Source organism: Mycobacterium sp. NGS49 (genome assembly GCF_059812565.1).
On the sequence record NZ_JCALCX010000004.1, the window covers coordinates 94,699 to 111,979 of the forward strand.

The following is a 17,281-nucleotide window of genomic DNA, read 5'->3' on the forward strand; positions in this document are numbered from 1 at the left end:
AGTGGGCGATCTCAGCATCCAGAACCTGGTCGTGGAGTACTACAGCGGCGGTTACGCGCTGCGCCCGATCAACGGGCTGAATCTCGACGTGACGTCCGGCTCGCTGGTGATCCTCCTCGGGCCCAGTGGTTGCGGGAAGACGACGCTGCTGTCGTGTCTGGGTGGCATCCTGCGCCCGAAGTCCGGCGCGATCAAGTTCGACAACCTCGACATCACGACACTCGACGGTGCGGCGCTGGCCAAGTACCGGCGGGAGAAGGTGGGCATCGTGTTCCAGGCTTTCAACCTGGTCCCCAGCCTCACCGCGCTGGAGAATGTGATGGTGCCGATGCGCGCGGCCGGCATGTCGCGCTCCGCCGCGCGCAAACGCGCCGTGGAGTTGCTGGAGCGAGTCAACCTCGGTGAACGCATGAAACACCGCCCAGGCGACCTCAGCGGCGGGCAGCAGCAACGCGTTGCGGTGGCACGCGCGATCGCACTGGATCCGCCGTTGATCCTGGCCGACGAACCGACCGCTCACCTCGACTTCATCCAGGTGGAAGAGGTGCTGCGGCTGATCCGGGAGCTGGCCGACGGCGAGCGCGTGGTGGTGGTGGCGACCCACGACAGCCGGATGCTTCCGCTGGCCGATCGCGTCGTCGAACTGACACCCGATTTCGCCGAAATGGACCGGGAACCCGAAACGGTCCAACTGGAGGCCGGCGAGGTGCTGTTCGAGCAGAGCACGATGGGCGAGCTGATTTACGTCGTGAGCGAGGGCGAGATCGAGATCGTCCACGAAATGGCCGACGGCGGCGAGGAATTGTTCAAGGTGGTCGGCCCCGGGGACTACTTCGGTGAGATCGGTGTGCTGTTCCATCTGCCGCGCTCGGCCACCGCGCGGGCGCGCACCAATGCGACCGTCGTCGGCTACACGGCGCCGGTGTTCCGTGAGCGGCTGGGTGCGGGCGGACTGCGCGACCTCATCGAACACCGTGCGCTCGGCGGTGACTGACCCGTTCGATCGCGCAGGTGTCTGAAGGAGTCGACAGGATGGCGGTATGGAACAAGTTCAGGACGACGACGATCCGAAACATCGTGCTGCTGACACGAAATCCTCCGCGCCACAGGGCATCTCCGGATTGACCCGGCGGGGTGCGCTGTTGGGAATGGGGGCGGTGGCAGGTTTTGCCGCCGTGGATGTGGGGGCGTTCGCGTACGCCGGGGGCTGGCTACGGCCCGATGCGCTGACGCCGGGGCGGTTCACCGACCGCTTCGAGAGCAGCTACGGACGGCACGCCGGCTTCCGCCGAAATCACGCCAAAGGGCTCAGCGCCACCGGAACTTTCGAGAGCAACGGCTCGGGTGCGACGATCTGCCGGGCCTCGGTGTTCCGGCGCGGCACGGTCGGGCTGACCGGCCGGTTCTCCCTGGGCGGCGGGCTGCCCGACCAGGCGGACAAACCCGACACGGTCCGCGGTCTCGGTCTGTTGCTGCAGACCACCGACGGCCAGCAGTGGCGCACCGCCATGATCAACCTGCCGGTCTTCACCGACAGCACCCCCCAGGGCTTCTACGAGCGGATGCTGGCGTCCAAGCCGGACCCCGACACCGGCAAACCGGACCCCGAGCGCATGGCCGCATTCCTGCAGCGTCATCCGGAGACCGCGGCGGCGCTCAACATCATCAAACAGTCGCCACCCAGCACAGGCTTCGCCGACAGTACCTTCAACGGGCTGAACGCTTTTCACTTCACCAGCGCGGCGGGCGAGACCGTTGCGGTGCGCTGGTCCGCGGTTCCGATCGACGCCGATGGGCTGGAAGCTCCGCCGCCGTCGCCCGGAAAGGACTATCTGTTCGACGAATTGATCCGCACGGTGGCGCGGCGGCCGGTCCGCTGGCGCCTGGTGCTCACCGTGGGTGAGCCCGGTGACCCCACCGGCGATGCCACCAAACCGTGGCCGCCGACACGGCGTGCCATCGACGCGGGCACCATCACCATCACCGCGGTGCAGACCGAAGCGGCCGGCAACGCACGGGACATCAACTTCGACCCGACCGTGCTGCCAGACGGGATCACGCTGTCCGATGATCCGATACCCCGGGCCCGGGCGGGCGTCTACGCGCGGTCCTTCACCCGACGCTCCGAAGAGCCCAAGTCACCCAGCGAGGTTCGCGCCTGATGGCCGAGACAACCGGCAAGGCGGTCCGTTTCGCTGTCCCGTCACGAATCCTGCACTGGCTGATGGCCCCGATGGTCATTGCGCAACTGCTCATCGGGGTGACGATGGTCGCGTCGCTGAGCTACTACCCGTTGCTGCTGGCCATCCACCGGCCACTCGGCGTGCTCATCCTGATCTTTGCGGCAATTCGATTGGTGAACAGGCTGACCCATACCCTGCCGCCGTTTCTGGCCACCATGGGCCCCGCTGAACGCCGCATCGCCTCGTATTCGGAGTATCTGTTGTACGGCTTGCTTGTGGTTCAGCCTCTGACGGGATGGGCGATGCTGTCGGCCGCGCGGAATCCGATCGCCTCGCTGGGGCCGTTCGAGCTGCCCGGCATTGCGCCGCACAACCTCGATCTGTACGCGGTGTTGCGGCAGTGCCACGACGTCTTCGCTCTGTTGTTGTTCCTGGCGTTCACCGCGCATGTCTGCGCGGTCCTGTTTCACACGTTCGTCTTGCGCGACCGCATCATCGACCGAATGGCACTGTGGCCCAGCAAGCGTCGGTGACTCCTCAACGGTGATGCTGACTGAAGAACTGCCAGATGGTGTCGGTGGCGTCCAGCGCCGTGGACGGCTCCGGAAGGCCCAACCGCTCCAAGGCGGGCCCACGCACGCCGCCCGGCCACTGGTGGCCCGCCTCAGCTATCGAGATCAACTCGACGGTGTGTCCACCGGGGCATCCGGACGTCTCGGTGGTCACCACCCCGGCGGTGGTCGAGGTCGGTGGTTGGCAACTGTCGATGGCCCGCCAGGCGGCGGCCACCATGGGCACCGGCGGTCCGTCGACCCGTGGAGTTCCGTTGATTTTCAGTGCTTTTCCGGGTCCGCCCTGGTACGGAACGCTCGCGTCCGCGGTGCCGTGGATCTGCAGTACCGAGGTAGGCCGCGCCCGCGAACAATCGGTGACCAAGGTGCCCGCCACCGGCGCGATCGCGGCGAACATATCCGTCTCGCACGCCAGCCGTAGCGCCATCATGGCCCCGTTCGACATACCCGTCACGTAAACCCGGGCCGGGTCGACGGCCGTCTGGTGCTCGACGGCGCCCACGACAGCGGTGATGAATCCGACGTCGTCGACATTGTTCTGAGAAGGATTGCCGCAGCAAGACCCGGCATTCCAGGCCCGGCCCGCACCGTCGGGGTAGACGACCAGGAATCGGCCCTTATCGGCCTCGCTGTCCCAGTGGTAGGCCCGTTCGGCCTGTGCGCCGCTGCCGAAACCGCCGTGCAGCATCACCACCAACGGCGCGGCACCGGTCAATCCCTGTGGTCGGTACACATGAAACGTGCGGTCGGCGCCGGCCCACTCGATGCTTTGCGAGGACTTGCCGACGGGGATTGCCGGCGACTCCGGTGACCCCACCGCGTGACCGCCGCCGAAACATCCGCCTACCAGGACCACCAGAGCCGCGATCAGGACAATGGCGCGGAGCCGGGCGCAACGAGATGCCATCAACCCATGGTGACAGCCCCGTCCAAGAATGACAAGATGCTTGTCAAAATCGATATAGGTGGCAGACTGTGCAGTCATGCGAGGTCAGGCAGACCCACAATGGGAACCCACTGTCCCCGCCCTGGTGCAGCGGTTGGCGGCAACCGGTCGACCGCGGCTGCTCCGCGCGTTCGCGGCGGCCGGACTGGACGGAATACGGCCCGCGCAGGCGGTTGCGCTGGTGCCGCTGGCTGCCGGGGGACTACACGCTTCGGATCTGGCCGATCGGCTGGGAGTGAGCCGCCAGGCGGTGGCCCAGGCCATCACGGCGCTGGAGCGGCACGGTTACGTCACGCGTGCGTCGAATCCAGACGACGCTCGCACCAGAATCATCGAACTCACCCCGCGCGGCCGTCAGACGCTGCGCGTAATGCGCTCTACCGCAATGGAGTTGGAGGAACGCTGGCAGCATATTCTCGGGCGGCGACGGCTCGGCGAACTGCGTGAGACGCTGCAGATGCTGCTGGCCGGGACAGGCTCCGAAGACGGCTAACGCGCCGGTCGGATGCCCAGTGCCCGTCCCAGCGCGCGGGTTGCCGAGCCGCCCCGGGGCAGGTGAACCGCGGCCAGCACGCGAGCGGCCAGCAGCGCGGCGAGCATCACCGCGACGCAGACCAGGCCGTCGTCCTTCAGGCCCCACTTCACCGCGGCCAGCAGCGCCGCCCCGGCCACGCACACCAGCATGCCGACCGCACTGCCGCGCCGGTGCGACGTGATCGCGAGGGCGCCGTCCCAACCGGGCAGTGGATTGTTCTCCAGCGGGCGCAGTGCCACGAACAAGACCGCCACCGCACCGATCATGATGACGAGCTGCGCAACGGTGACCGTGCAAAAGTCCGGCCGGCCCGGGAAGCGGGGGTTTCCGAAGCTGTCGAAGAGTACGTGCACCGTCAGCAGTGCGGGCATGTGCCACAAGTACAAGGTCATCGCGCCGGAGTTGCCGATAGCGGCGAACCACCAGACCCGCGGCCGCCGCGCCCATCGATTGATCGCGGGCGCCACCGCAATCGCCAAGGTACTCAGCACAATTGCGTGCCCGGCGAGCAACAGTGACGGGGGACTCATGTTGGGCAGGCGCATGCCCTCGATGCCGACCAGGCTCAGCTCGTAGGGCCCCCGGACCAGCAGTGCCACATCGACTGCCAACAACGCCGCCGCCGTGACCAACGCGGCGCGTCCGGTGAGCAGGTCACGCCGGTAGGCGACACCGAACATGCCGGGGATGAGCCAGGCGGCGAGGTTCAGGTAGCCCAGCGGCGCAGCGGCAGACCAGTGCAAGCGGACGGCGTCGACGGCCGCGACCATCGCATACACCCCGAGGACCCCGGCGGCGAGGCGGCCGGATGTGGTGATCCGGGCCAACACCGGCATCGCAGCCAACACCAGCACGTAGACACCCAGGAACCACAGCAATTGAATGCTGATGCCGGCGACGGGCTCATAAACATGTTGCGGCAGAACGGGATACAGCGAGACCAGGGCCAGTGCCCAGAAAGCCAGGTAGTAGAACACCGGGCGGAACAGCCGGGTGCAGCGCTTCATCAGCCAGGTGCCCCAATTGCCGCCCGGGTGCCAGGACGTGACACACGCGGCGACGCCGGCGAAGAAGAAGAGCGGCATGATCTGGAAGATCCACGTCAGCGCCTGAAACACCACCGAGGTGGTGAGCAGGTTGTCCCAAATCAGTACACCGCCGCGGATGACGCTGACGGCCATCACGGTGTGGCCGACCACGACTCCGATCAGGGCGGTGATGCGGATGACGTCGATGGCGCGGTCACGGTCGGACGGGGTGCGCGCGTCCAGTTCGGTAGGGCTGGGAAAGCCCAGCAGCGTGGTCATCCAAGCAGCATCGTCGTTCGGGTGGGGCCGACGCCTGCGTAGTTCTACTCGACCTCGCCAGGAAGGCCTACGGGCCAAGCCCGTCGGCGCCATGCCGTCCGGCCCGGCCCAGGTATTCGCCACCACTGCCGCCCACCCCGCCGTGCGCGGGGCGCAAACCGGAGCCGCCGGCACCGCCGTTGCCGCCGTCCCCGATGAACTGCGCGCTGCCGCCACTGCCGCCGGCTCCGCCCGACCCGTCGATAGGGGATGCCTCCCCGCCCGCACCGCCGTCACCACCGAAGCCGATCAGCCCACCGTCGCCGCCGTCGCCCCCGACTCCGCCGCGCGCGACGCTAGTTGACCCGAAGCCATTGCCGCCGGCACCACCACAGCCGATGAACTGGCCGCCATTGCCACCGTTGCCGCCGTCACCGCCGCCCGCCGGACCCTGGGCACCCGGCCCGCCGGCGCCTCCGTTGCCGAACCAGCCGGCACTGCCGCCGTGTCCGCCCCAGCCGCCGGCGATGTTCGCACCACCCTGCGGAGCCAACCCGCCTTGTCCCCCGGCACCGCCGTTGCCGAACAGCCAACCGCCGGCGCCGCCGTTTCCGCCCGGAGGGGCGATCTTGTTGATGGCGGTGCTTACACCGCCCTGGCCACCGTTGCCACCGTTACCGATCATTCCGGCGGCACCGCCGCGGCCGCCGAACTGGCCGGGACCGCCGGAGCCGCCGTTGCCGCCGTTGCCGAACAACAGCCCGCCCGCGGCGCCGGCCTGGCCGGTTCCGGGGGCTCCGTCGGCGCCGTTTCCGATCAGCGGACGCCCCAGCGCCGCCTGGGTGGGCGCATTGACGGCGTCGAGCAGGGGTTGCGGTACTCGTTGCAGCAACCCGGCGACATTCGTCGACTCCGCGGTGGCGTAGCCGGCGCCCGCGGCACTGAGCGCCTGGACGAACTGCTCGTGGAAGGCCGAAAGTCGGGTGCTGGCCAACCGGTACGACTGGACGTTCTGGCCGAACACCGCCGCGACCGCGGCCGACACCTCGTCTGCTCCGGCCGCTAGCACTCGGGTCGCCGGGCCGGCCGCATTCGCCGCGTTCAGTGCCGCACCGATGCCGGCCACGTTGGTGGCCGCCGTCGCCAGTAGTTCGGGCACCGCCGCCAGATAAGACATTGGACCGCCGTTACATCGGAGCGGCGTGCTGGGTCAGGGTGAAGAACAGGTAGGCGATGCAGAAAAGAAAGTTCAGGGCGACCAGGATCAGGCCCGCGCAGATGACCGCGTGCCGGCAACGGCGCTGCATGTGCTTGGTCTTGGCGGCCTTCTTCTCCTGCAGGTAGTGAGTAGCGATCAGTGCGAAATTGACGTCGGTCAGCTCGCGGTCCGCTACCTGGGTGCCGGCGACCAATTGCTGCAGGCGCGTCGGAGGGATGTGCACGCCGACGACCGCGAAGCGCCGACTGAGGCGCCGCGCCTGCCGGCGGCCAAGATACTGCCCTCGCATCTGCAACTGGTGCGAGAGTCTCCGTCGTTCGTCGCCCCAGGGGTTCGACGGGGTCGTCACAAGCGGGAAGTCTATGTCCTACGTCACATTCTGGAGGGCTTAACCGAATTCATTCTTCGATGAATCCTGCGCTGGGCCCGCTAGCGCAACTGTTCCGTCGGTACTGCGTAGCGCTCCTGGTAGGCGCTCACACGTTCCCGAACTTCGCCGGCGACCAGCCCGGTGTCCGCCCAGGTGTAGCGACCGCGCCCGCCATCGCCGGGATGCGCCGCCAGAAAGGCGCGCATGCGCCGCTCGGTTTCCGGCGCCAACTCGCGGCCCAGCTTCTGATAGATGCCGCCGATGGTGGCCCAAGGGTCGTTGACGAAGTCCGCGTAGTGGATGTCGATCACCTGGTCGTCGGGGAGCTTGCCGCAGTCGCGCAGCGCCATCTCCCGGTCGAGTCCGACGGCGATCTCCTCGTAGGACTGGGCGGCGCACCCGGCGATGTCCGATTCGTCGCTGCTCATCCGGCGCAGGTGATGGGTGAGTGCCGCAATCGAGGAGATGACGTTGAGCGGGTCACGGTGTGTCTGCACGATCAGCGCATCGGGATACTCGGCGAGCAGGGTATCGAGCTGCCACAGGTGGGCCGGTGACTTCAACAGCCATTGCCCGGACACCCCGGACTGCAGGTGTTGCAGGAAGATTCGATGGAAGCGGTACGCGCCGGCGTGGTCGGCCTGGTACAGCAGCCATCGGTAGTAGCTCGGCAGCCGGTATTGCACCGAGAAGATCATGCTGGTGAACTCGGCGGCGGTGATGCGCACGCACTCCTGCCCGACCAGCGCGCCCATCGGATGAAAAGCCAGGAAGCCGGGAATGATCTGCTCGGACATCTCGATGCCGGCCTGCGCGGCCGCGATCCGCGGATCGTCATGATAGGTCTCGGGCCGGGGCACCGGACAGGGGGCGTCAACCTCCCAGGTCAGGGGCGCACGCAAGTCGGGATCCTGGGCGAGCAGATCGTAGAGGATGGTCGTTCCGGTGCGGGGCTGGCCGACGATGACGATCGGTGCGTCGATACCCTGCGCGGCGACCTCCGGATGTTGCTTGCGCCAGGCGATCACGTCGAGGCGGTTCTTCAGGGCGCGCATCAGATCGAGATGGGCGATCTCGACGCCGATGGGTGACAGCCGCGCCTCATTGACGAGCCCATCGGTGACCAGTTCGAGTCCGTGCTGCCAGCCGTCTGCACCGAAATCGTCGTAACCGGTCTCCTCGCATGCGGTGGCGACGAGCCGTTCCGGGGTGAAACGCTCCCGCAGGCTCATGGCTGCTCTCCCCGGTCCCGCACCGACACCACGACATTCGGCGGCGACGGATTGTCCAGCCAGCGCAACACGACGAAACCCCGGTGGCGGCCACCGGTGTCGAGCCAGTGGCCCATTCCGAAGTCCTGTGCGGAGATTGCGATCCGCACCCGTCCGTCCGGGTCGGGGTGTACGGCGCGGCTGGTCACCGAACTGTGCCGGCGGCGCGGCTCGAGGCACTCGTGCCAGATGTTCTCCAACGTGACGTTCCAGTACCTGGTGTCGGGTGGATCGATGTCGAGCACCAGGGCCTGATCGGGTTCGAGGCGGAAGGTGCCGAGCATGTAGAGGTTGTCCGGGGTGGTGTCGGCCGAGCCTAGGTCTGCCGCCTGCGCGGTCACCAGCGTGTTCGGCTGATCGAGGAGTTCGGGTTTGATCGTGCGGTGAAGGGTGACCAGCTTCATCAGTGTCCACGCCATCGCGGTGAACTGCTCGGCTAACTGGCCTTGGGTCAGTGGCGCCACCGGGTCTGGATCGAGGGCTTCGATCCGCAGCGCGGCCAACTGTTCGGCGGCGGGGTCGCCGAGGTACTCCCGGACCACCAGGGACGACGCGTCCGCGGGTATCTGCAGCCAGTGCGTTCCGTCGGGATTGGATGGGGCCTCCGCGGACAGGGTGATCGCGAAATCGTTTGAGCCCAGATCGGTGTCGCTGAGATAACCGGCCATCCGCCGTGGGGTCAGCCCGGTGCCGGCGAGAACCTGGAAACCGAGATAGGCGCTGGTGCCGCGGGTGCCCGTGACCAGATAGCTGCGATCGCCGCGGATCATCGCCAGGTAGTAGTTGCCGTCCGGATTGGGGCCGCCGATCATCCGGTGGGGCGTGGACATGTCGAAGAACGCCGGCTGCGCGGTATCGGCCTCGACGGACAGTTGCGAACACAACGAAGACACCCGCGCGATCACCCGCAGCCCCTCCAGCAGCTCACGCTCGGATTCCGCATCCTCGATCACGACATTGGTCGCGTTGCCGAGCATCTGCTGGAAGAACTGCCACGCCGCGACCGCCTCCGGCGCCTCGATTTGAGTCATGGTCTCATAATTAGACTATGTCTCAGCCAATGGCCAGTGCTTCACGAGAATCGCTCTCCGAACGACGGCGCGTCGCGACGCGGCGGCGGATCGCGGCCGCGGCCGCCGCGCTGGTCGCCGACGTGGGTCTCTCGGGAGCCACCGTGGAACGTATCGCGGACGCGGCCGACATCGGGCGCGCCACCTTCTTCCGCTACTTCAATTCCAAGGAAGACGCCGTCGCCGAAGGAGTGAACGCCGAGTGGCTGCAGCGGATCACCACCGCTTTGACCTCGCAGCCGGCGGAGCTGTCGGCCATGCAGGCTGTCGTCGGCGCATTCGGTGATCTCGCCGACGGCTTCGGCGAGATCGAGGACCAGGTGCGCGAATTGGCCACCCTGACCAGGTCGTCCGAAACGCTGGACGCCTGGACCCTGCGCATCTACGTGCGTTACGAGGCGGCGATCGCCGACCTGATCGCCCCGCGGCTCGGGCAACTGGCTCCGCAGGACCCCCGGCCGCGCCTCATCGGAGCATTGGCGATGGCAGTCATCCGACTCGCGCTCGACGACTGGCTGCTGCATGGGGGGTCACTTCCGGAGCGGGTGCGCCACGGCCTGTCCGCCATCACGATTGGATGAGCGACTCGACGATCAGTCGTGTCGTCAACTCGGCGCGCTGCGGCGAATACCCTTGCGCGCCGGACAGAATCGGGTACACCACACCACCGACGATGGCGTCGGCGGCCGACTCGGCGGTGGCGGCGTCGATGTCGTCGGCCACCAGACGCATCCGAACGCTGTCGTGCAGGGGCTTACTGAATCCGGCGCGCAGCTTGACGGCGGTGTCCTCGTGCTCCATCCCGGCTACGGTCAGAATCCGCAACATCGCCGCCCCGCGGTCCGTGGTCAAAGTGGTGGCGAGCTTGCCGACCCACTCCACCAGGTCGGCGGCCACGTCATCGGTGTGATTCATCGACGCGAGGATCCGATCGGCATCTTCGAGCATGACGTCGGCGACAAGTGCGGGGCGGCTGCGCCACCAGCGATAGATGGTCTGCTTGCCCACCCCCGCCCGCGCGGCGACGGATTCGATGGTCAGACCATCGAATCCGCGCTCCAGGAGCAGTTCCCGCGTGGCGGTCACGATGGCCGTGCGTGACTTCTCACTGCGGCGCCGTGGCGTGAGATCGGTTGGCATCGAGTCGCCTTTACAGAACCTGACCGGGCACGTAATCTTCGACAAGACGAGACGGTTCGTCTTGTAAAGGGAAAGGATAGCAGTCAGTGCGGCCCAAGCCGAGCCCTTTCACTCCGGACGTCATCCTCACCGGGTCGCCCTCGTGACCCTCGGACTGACTGCCGAGCAGCAGGAACTCAGCGACGCCGTTGCCCAGTTCGCGGCTCGTCATGCTCCCATTGCCGAGACGCGGGAGAACTTTGAGGCTCTCGCCGCCGGGAAGCTCCCGCGATGGTGGGAAGCCCTCATTGCCCACGGACTCCATGCGGTGCACCTACCGGAAGAGGTGGGCGGCCAGGGTGGGCGACTGATGGACAGTGCGTGCGTCCTGGAGTCCGCCGCGAAGGCGCTGCTGCCTGGGCCGCTGCTGCCGACGGTGACGACGGGCGCCGTCGCGCTGCTGGCGGATCCGGGACCGGCGGCTGACTCGCTGTTGCGTCAACTCGCCGCGGGGGCACCGGCGGCGATCATCCTGCCCGGCAACGGAGAATTCCGGACCCGTCGCGACCGCGCGGGCTGGGTGGTGTCGGGCGCATCCGACGTCACCGCGGGTGTCTGCTCGGCACAGGTGATCCTGGTCGCGGCCGTCGCCCCGGACGGCGACGTGACGTGGTTGGTCGTCGATCCCGAACAGGCCACGGCCACGGCCGAGTCCGCGGATGGCACGGACATCGTCACCGACGTTGGACGGTTGCGGTTGACCGAACATCGCGCCATCGGTGTACTCACCGGCATCGACCCGGACCGGGCGTCCTGCGTCGTGGCGGCATTGGTGGCCAGCACGATGGCCGGCATCACCCAGTGGTGTGTCGAGGCGGTCACCGCGCACCTTCGTATCCGGGAACAGTTCGGCAAGGTAATCGGCACCTTCCAGGCACTACAGCACAGCGCGGCGATGTTGCTGATCAACAGCGAATTGGCGACGGCGGCAGCCTGGGACGCGGTGCGCGCCAACGACGAATCACTCGACCAGCACCTCATCGCCGCGGCCGGTGCTGCGGTGATCGCGATCTCACCGGCGCCGGACTTGGTGCTGGACGCCCTCACGATGTTCGGTGCTATCGGTTTCACCTGGGAACACGACGTCCACCTGTACTGGCGGCGCGCGACCAGCCTGGCGGCGTCGATCGGCCCGGTGAACCGTTGGGCACGTCGGCTGGGCCGGCTGACCTGCGCCCGGCAGCGCGACATGTCGGTCAACCTCGGCGACGCCGATGCGGAGTTCCGCGCGCAGGTAGCTCAAACCCTGGATGCCGCACTGGAACTGACCAACGACACGCCGGGCCGGCAAGGCGACTACGAAGACTTCAGAACCGGGCCGCAACGGACCCTGATCGCCGAGGCGGGCTTGATCGCGCCACACTGGCCGCAACCCTGGGGACTCGACGCCGGTCCTCTGCGCCAGCTCATCATCGACGACGAGTTCGCCAAACGGCCCACGCTGGTCCGTCCCTCGCTCGGCATCGCCGAGTGGATCCTGCCTTCGGTACTGCGTGCTGCACCGAAAGAACTGCAGGAGAAACTGATACCGCCAACCCAGCGCGGCGAGATCGCGTGGTGTCAGCTGTTCAGCGAGCCGGGTGCCGGTTCCGATCTCGCCGCGCTCGCCACCCGCGCCACCAAAGTCGACGGCGGGTGGAACATCAACGGGCACAAGATCTGGACGTCCGTGGCACATCGAGCCGACTTCGGCGCCCTGCTGGCCCGCACCGACCCGGCGGCCGGAAGGCACCGCGGCATCGGCTATTTCATCCTGGACATGCGCTCAACCGGGATCGAAATCCAGCCGATCAAGACCGCGACGGGCGAGGCGCACTTCAACGAAGTCTTTCTCACCGATGTCTTCATACCGGACGACATGCTGCTCGGTGATCCGGTCGGCGGCTGGAACCTGGCGATCGCCACCATGGCCGAAGAGCGTTCGGCGATAAGCGGATACGTCAAGTTCGACCGTGCCGTCGCACTACGCCGGCTGGCCGCCGAACCAGGGCCGGACCGCGACGATGCGCTGCGTGCACTCGGCGAACTCGACGCGTACACCAACGCCATCAAGGCGCTGGGGGTACGGGAAACCATCCGGCTGCTCGATGGGCAGCCATCGGGACCGGCGTCCAGCATTGCCAAGGTCGCGATGAATGTGTTGCTGCGGCGTACGTTTGAGGAGACGCTGCAGTTGACGGGGCGGTTGGCGATGGTCGCCGACTCCGATCCCGCCATCGTGGAGCCGTATCTGCACCTTCCGGCCGAACTGATCGGTGGCGGAACTCGGGAGATTCAGCTGAACATCATCGCCCAGATGATCCTCGGTCTGCCACGCAAGTAGGGAAACGTATGGGACTACGCGGAGAAGCTGCCATCGTCGGCTTTGTCGAGCTGCCGCCCGAACGGCTCAACAAGGCCTCGCCCGCGCCGTTCGTTCTCGAGCAGTGGGCCGAACTGGCCGCGGCGGCGCTCGACGACGCTGGACTGCCCGGCGATGTCGTCAACGGCATTGTGTCCTCGCATCTGGCCGAGTCACAGATCTTCGTACCTTCGACCATCGCCGAATACCTGGGCATGCCTGCGCGATTCGCCGAACTGGTGGACCTCGGCGGAGCCAGCGCCGCCGCGATGGTCTGGCGTGCCGCCGCGGCGGTCGAACTCGGCATCTGCGACGCCGTGCTGTGTGCGCTACCGGCACGCTATATCACCCCGTCGTCCAAGAAGAGGCCCCGCCCGCTGGTGGACGCGATGTTCTTCGGTTCGTCGAGCAACCAATACGGTTCTCCGCAAGCCGAATTCGAGATTCCCTACGGAAACCTCGGCCAGAACGGACCCTATGGTCAGGTCGCCCAGCGCTATGCCGCCGTCTATGGCTACGACGAGCGGGCGATGGCCAAGATCGTCGTCGACCAGCGGGTGAACGCCAACCACACGGAGGGCGCAATCTGGAAAGACAAGCCGCTCAACGTCGACGACGTGCTGGCCAGCCCGGTCATCGCCGATCCGCTGCACATGCTGGAGATAGTGATGCCGTGTGTCGGCGGTGCCGCGGTGGTGGTCGCCAACGCCGACCTGGCCCGACGTGCCAGGCATCGGCCGGTGTGGATCAAGGGATTCGGTGAGAACGTGCCGTTCAAAACGCCGACCTATGCCGAGGACCTGTTGAATACACCGATGGCCGCCGCCGCCGACACCGCGTTCGCCATGACCGACCTCACCCGCGACCAGATGGACATGGTGTCGATCTACGACTGCTACACCATCACCGTGATGCTCTCGCTCGAGGACGCGGGATTCTGTGCGAAGGGAACGGGTTTGGCGTTCGTCGCCGACCACGACCTCACGTTCCGCGGCGACTTCCCCCTGAACACCGCCGGCGGCCAACTCGGATTCGGGCAGGCCGGGTTGGCCGGCGGCATGCACCACGTCTGCGACGCCACCCGTCAGATCATGGGCCGTGCCGGTGCGGCGCAGGTTACCGACTGCAATCGCGCCTTCGTGTCCGGCAACGGCGGGATCCTGTCCGAGCAGACGGCGCTCGTCCTGGAGGGGGACTGACGATGAAGTTCGACCGTCCGATGCCCGTGAAAACGCCGACCACGGCACCGTTCTGGGATGCGCTGTCCCAGCATCGCATCGTCGTCCAGTACTCCCCGTCATCGCAAAGCTATGTGTTCTACCCCCGGGTACGGGCGCCGCGCACCCTGGCCGACGACCTGGAATGGCGTGAGATCTCCGGCATGGGAACGCTGTATTCCTACACCGTGGCGCGGCGGCCGGTCAGTCCGCACTTCGCCGACGCCGTTCCGCAACTGCTGGCGATCGTCGAATGGGACGAAGGACCAAGGTTTTCCACCGAGATTGTGAACGTCGAACCCGCCGCGCTACGAGTCGGCATGCGGGTACGGCCGGTGTTCTTCGACTACCCCGAGCACGATGTCACCATGCTGCGATACGAGCCCGCCTGAGAGTGGCGAGCAGACGCGAAAGCCCCTGAATTCGGCATAAATCAGGGGCTTTTGCGTCTGCTCGCGCCATTGGCTACATCTGGGCCCAAACGATTTTGGTCTGCAGGTAGGTCTCCAGGCCCGCCTGGCCGGACTCGTAGCCCCAGCCGGACTGCTTGTAGCCGCCGAACGGCATGGAGTGGTCGAACTGCATCTGGCAGTTCAGGCCCACCGTCCCGGCCTTGAGCCGCTTGGCGATTCGGTGCGCGCGCCCCAGGTCCCTGGTCCAGGCGGTGGCCGCCAGGCCGTAGGTGGTGTCATTGGCCAGGGCCACCGCCTCATCCTCGTCGTCGAAGGGAATGACCGCGACCACGGGTCCGAAGATCTCCTCTTGGAACAGGCGGCTGGTGGTGGCGACGTTGGTCAGGACGGTGGGGCGAACGAAATAACCTTTGCGGTCAGCGCGATTGCCGCCGGTGACGACCTCGATGCCGTCCGAGCGGCCCTGGTCGAGGTAGCCGAGCACGCGGGTGAGCTGCTTCTGGCTGATCAACGGGCCGATCAGGCTGCCCTCGTCCTTGGGGCCGCCCTGCGGCAGTCGGTCAGCGACCTTCGCCAGGCTGTCCACGAATTGGTCGAAGATGCCACGCTGCACGAAGATTCGGGACCCGCAGACGCACGCCTGGCCGGAGTGGATGAACGTGCCGAACGCCGCCATGGGGACGGCTTTGGACAGGTCGGCGTCGTCGAAGACCACCACCGGCGATTTGCCGCCCAGCTCCAGGGTCAACTTCTTGAGGTTGCTTTCGCCGGCGGCGTGCACGATCGCCCGCCCCACCTCCGTCGAACCGGTGAAGGCGACCTTCTCGACGTCGGGGTGCGCGGTGATCGCCGCGCCTGCGGTGTGGCCGTTGCCCAGCACCAGGTTCGCCACCCCCTCGGGAACTCCGGCCTCGTGCAGGATGTTGTCCAGCACCAGGGCCGAGAGCGGCGTCTCCTCGGCGGGCTTGACCACGCTGCTGCAGCCGGCCGCCAGGGCCGGGGCGAGCTTGCAGCAGAAATTGAAGACCGGCCCGTTCCACGGGAAGATCAGGCCGACCACGCCGTACGGCTCTTTGAGGGTGTAGGCGTGCTGGTGGGAGTCGATGCCGGTGAGGCCGCCGGTGTGCACGTCGGCGGCGATGCCCTCGATCTTGGTGCACCAGCCCGCGTAGTAGCGGAAGAACTCCGATCCGACGGTCACGGTGCCCTGGGCCTGTAGCGGGGTCATGCCGGCGTTCAGCGATTCGAGCTCGGCCAGCAGCTCGGCGTTCTGGTCGATCAGTTCGCCGACGCGCCAAAGGATCTTGGCCCGCTCGCTGGGCGGTTTGTCCCGCCAGACACCCGACTCAAAGGACGCCTTCGCCCGTGCGACGGCGTGGTCGACGGCTTCGGGGCCGCAGTCTTTGAACTCGGTGACCTGTTCTTCGGTGGCGGGATCGACAACCGCGATCACCTCGCCGGTCCCCGGACGCTCCCGGATTTCGTCCAACACAGCCTGGACCGTCATCGGTACTCCTCCCTGAGTATCGGACCTGTGATGGCGAGGTTATGCGCTTAACCAAGGGATGTCTAGAGCCTGAGTAGTCGATCGGCTATTCGGCAGCGCCTATGTCGAGGCGCGCACAACGACCCGCGCGATGTCGGTGATGTCCGGCGACGGCGGGGCCGGGTAGCCCAACCGTTCGTAGATGGCCGCGATCGCAGCGTCGGCCACCGCGCGCGGGTCGAATTGGACCGAGGTCAACGGCGGTGTGCTCACCTCGCCCATCGGGCCGGCGTCGACGCCGATCACCGCGAGATCGCCAGGACAGTGCAGGCCTGCCCGATGGATGCCGTACAGGACCAGGCAGGCGATGTCGTCGCTCTGCGCGCACACCGCCGTCACGCCGTCGCGCACCCACCCGGACACTACGTCGGTGGTGTTCTCGACAGTGACCGTCGCGACGCGCACCGGTGGCAGGCCGCGCGCTTGCGCCGCGCGCGAGACCCCCTCAAGCCAGTAGTCACCCAGCGCGCGCCACTTGGCGGTCCCGCCATAGGCGAAGGCGATGTTCCGATGCCCCCGGGAGACCAGATGGGCGACTCGCATCTCGCCGACGGCCAGATGCGGAGCGCCAAGAGCGGGCAGGCTCCCTATGTCGATGTGCGGAATTCCGGCAGCCTTGACCGCGCGGGAAGCGGCCTCGCTGAGCGGGAACAGACTCGCCACGGCGACCGGGTCGAGATTCTCGATGGCATCGACGACATGATGGTCGTCTTCAGTTTCGAAGATCTGAACCTGCAGCAACCCCAGGCGCGCCAGTTCGGTGGTCATCCGGCTGCCGGCCTGCATCGGCATGTCGCCCACCGCCACCTGCGGTACGACGTAGAGCACCACGCCGCCCTTGCCGCGGGCGAGATTGCGCGCCGCCAGGTTCGGGCGGTAGCCCAGCAATTTCGCTGCGCGGTTGACCGCATCCCGGGTCTGCGGCGAGATCCGGCGGCCCTCGGCGTTGTTCAGCACATAGCTGACCGTTGCGGTGGACACGTCCGCCAGGCGCGCGACATCAGCGGTGGTGGGTCGTGCACCCCTGTCCGTGGTCAATTCGTTACCTTCCGGGACCGGCCATGCCTCATGGTGGCACGCGTGTCAACGGCCGACCGGCCGCGCGACCGTGGACTAATGGTCCCTCGTTTCAT

At 67.1% G+C, this 17,281-nt stretch carries 16 protein-coding genes and 1 pseudogene; 8 read left to right on the plus strand and 9 right to left on the minus strand.

The features are described from left to right. Nucleotide 1: 1 nt before the first annotated feature. From AC5Y7D_RS05215 to AC5Y7D_RS05225, 3 genes are read left to right on the plus strand one after another with little or no spacing between them, the layout of a single operon-like run. Nucleotides 2-994: an ABC transporter ATP-binding protein gene (locus tag AC5Y7D_RS05215; protein WP_499922252.1), complete on the plus strand. Its 993-nt coding sequence runs from the start codon at nt 2-4 to the stop codon at nt 992-994. Between the two features lie 46 nt (nt 995-1,040). After that, complete coding sequence (locus AC5Y7D_RS05220) at nt 1,041-2,162, plus strand: catalase family peroxidase (RefSeq protein WP_499922253.1); 1,122 nt, start codon at nt 1,041-1,043, stop codon at nt 2,160-2,162. Then, nucleotides 2,162-2,716 carry a cytochrome b gene (locus AC5Y7D_RS05225; RefSeq protein ID WP_499922254.1) on the plus strand — a complete coding sequence of 185 codons (555 nt, stop codon included), beginning with the start codon at nt 2,162-2,164 and terminating at the stop codon, nt 2,714-2,716. The genes AC5Y7D_RS05220 and AC5Y7D_RS05225 overlap by 1 nt, the downstream gene beginning before the upstream one ends. Before the next feature lie 4 nt (nt 2,717-2,720). Here AC5Y7D_RS05225 and AC5Y7D_RS05230 read toward each other — a convergent pair whose 3' ends face one another. Further along, on the minus strand, nt 2,721-3,662 hold the full coding sequence (locus tag AC5Y7D_RS05230) for an extracellular catalytic domain type 1 short-chain-length polyhydroxyalkanoate depolymerase (RefSeq protein ID WP_499922255.1): 942 nt from the start codon (nt 3,660-3,662) through the stop codon (nt 2,721-2,723). A 76-nt stretch (nt 3,663-3,738) separates the two neighbouring features. Between AC5Y7D_RS05230 and AC5Y7D_RS05235 the strand changes: the two genes are divergently transcribed. Next, entirely contained in the window at nt 3,739-4,194 is a 456-nt protein-coding gene (locus AC5Y7D_RS05235) for a MarR family winged helix-turn-helix transcriptional regulator (RefSeq protein ID WP_499922256.1), read from the plus strand. Here the strand turns inward: AC5Y7D_RS05235 and AC5Y7D_RS05240 are convergent. The 5 genes and pseudogenes from AC5Y7D_RS05240 to AC5Y7D_RS05260 form a co-directional block, all read right to left on the minus strand. Further along, nucleotides 4,191-5,543: an acyltransferase family protein gene (locus tag AC5Y7D_RS05240; protein ID WP_499922257.1), complete on the minus strand. Its 1,353-nt coding sequence runs from the start codon at nt 5,541-5,543 to the stop codon at nt 4,191-4,193. The genes AC5Y7D_RS05235 and AC5Y7D_RS05240 overlap by 4 nt on opposite strands. A gap of 79 nt (nt 5,544-5,622) precedes the next feature. After that, nucleotides 5,623-6,699, minus strand: a pseudogene (locus AC5Y7D_RS05245) (PE family protein); the annotation flags it as partial. Between the two features lie 10 nt (nt 6,700-6,709). Next, the gene (locus AC5Y7D_RS05250; RefSeq protein ID WP_499922258.1) at nt 6,710-7,090 is read right to left on the minus strand and encodes a hypothetical protein; all 381 of its coding nucleotides are present in this window, start codon (nt 7,088-7,090) and stop codon (nt 6,710-6,712) included. An 80-nt stretch (nt 7,091-7,170) separates the two neighbouring features. Next, nucleotides 7,171-8,343, minus strand: a complete 1,173-nt coding sequence (locus tag AC5Y7D_RS05255; RefSeq protein WP_499922259.1) for a sulfotransferase family protein — start codon at nt 8,341-8,343, stop codon at nt 7,171-7,173. Next, a complete protein-coding gene (locus AC5Y7D_RS05260) occupies nt 8,340-9,413 on the minus strand; it encodes a DUF1214 domain-containing protein (protein WP_499922260.1) in 1,074 nt (357 codons plus the stop codon). The genes AC5Y7D_RS05255 and AC5Y7D_RS05260 overlap by 4 nt, the downstream gene beginning before the upstream one ends. 17 nt (nt 9,414-9,430) lie before the next feature. On the opposite strand from AC5Y7D_RS05260, the gene AC5Y7D_RS05265 reads away from it, so the two are divergent. Continuing rightward, entirely contained in the window at nt 9,431-10,033 is a 603-nt protein-coding gene (locus AC5Y7D_RS05265; protein WP_499922261.1) for a TetR family transcriptional regulator, read from the plus strand. Here AC5Y7D_RS05265 and AC5Y7D_RS05270 read toward each other — a convergent pair. Continuing rightward, the gene (locus AC5Y7D_RS05270; protein ID WP_499922262.1) at nt 10,020-10,592 is read right to left on the minus strand and encodes a TetR/AcrR family transcriptional regulator; all 573 of its coding nucleotides are present in this window, start codon (nt 10,590-10,592) and stop codon (nt 10,020-10,022) included. The two genes, AC5Y7D_RS05265 and AC5Y7D_RS05270, sit on opposite strands and share 14 nt — an antisense overlap. A gap of 142 nt (nt 10,593-10,734) precedes the next feature. On the opposite strand from AC5Y7D_RS05270, the gene AC5Y7D_RS05275 reads away from it, so the two are divergent. The 3 genes from AC5Y7D_RS05275 to AC5Y7D_RS05285 are packed head-to-tail and all read left to right on the plus strand — an operon-like array spanning nt 10,735 to nt 14,581. Continuing rightward, nucleotides 10,735-12,954: an acyl-CoA dehydrogenase family protein gene (locus tag AC5Y7D_RS05275; protein WP_499922263.1), complete on the plus strand. Its 2,220-nt coding sequence runs from the start codon at nt 10,735-10,737 to the stop codon at nt 12,952-12,954. 8 nt (nt 12,955-12,962) lie between these two features. Further along, a complete protein-coding gene (locus AC5Y7D_RS05280) occupies nt 12,963-14,171 on the plus strand; it encodes a thiolase family protein (protein WP_499922264.1) in 1,209 nt (402 codons plus the stop codon). A 2-nt stretch (nt 14,172-14,173) separates the two neighbouring features. Further along, complete coding sequence (locus AC5Y7D_RS05285; RefSeq protein ID WP_499922265.1) at nt 14,174-14,581, plus strand: Zn-ribbon domain-containing OB-fold protein; 408 nt, start codon at nt 14,174-14,176, stop codon at nt 14,579-14,581. Nucleotides 14,582-14,654: 73 nt separating this feature from the next. On the opposite strand, the gene AC5Y7D_RS05290 is transcribed toward AC5Y7D_RS05285, so the two are convergent. Both AC5Y7D_RS05290 and AC5Y7D_RS05295 read right to left on the minus strand, forming a co-directional pair. Continuing rightward, entirely contained in the window at nt 14,655-16,109 is a 1,455-nt protein-coding gene (locus AC5Y7D_RS05290) for an aldehyde dehydrogenase family protein (RefSeq protein WP_499922266.1), read from the minus strand. Between the two features lie 99 nt (nt 16,110-16,208). Further along, nucleotides 16,209-17,186 carry a LacI family DNA-binding transcriptional regulator gene (locus tag AC5Y7D_RS05295; protein ID WP_499922267.1) on the minus strand — a complete coding sequence of 326 codons (978 nt, stop codon included), beginning with the start codon at nt 17,184-17,186 and terminating at the stop codon, nt 16,209-16,211. Nucleotides 17,187-17,281 lie beyond the last annotated feature (95 nt).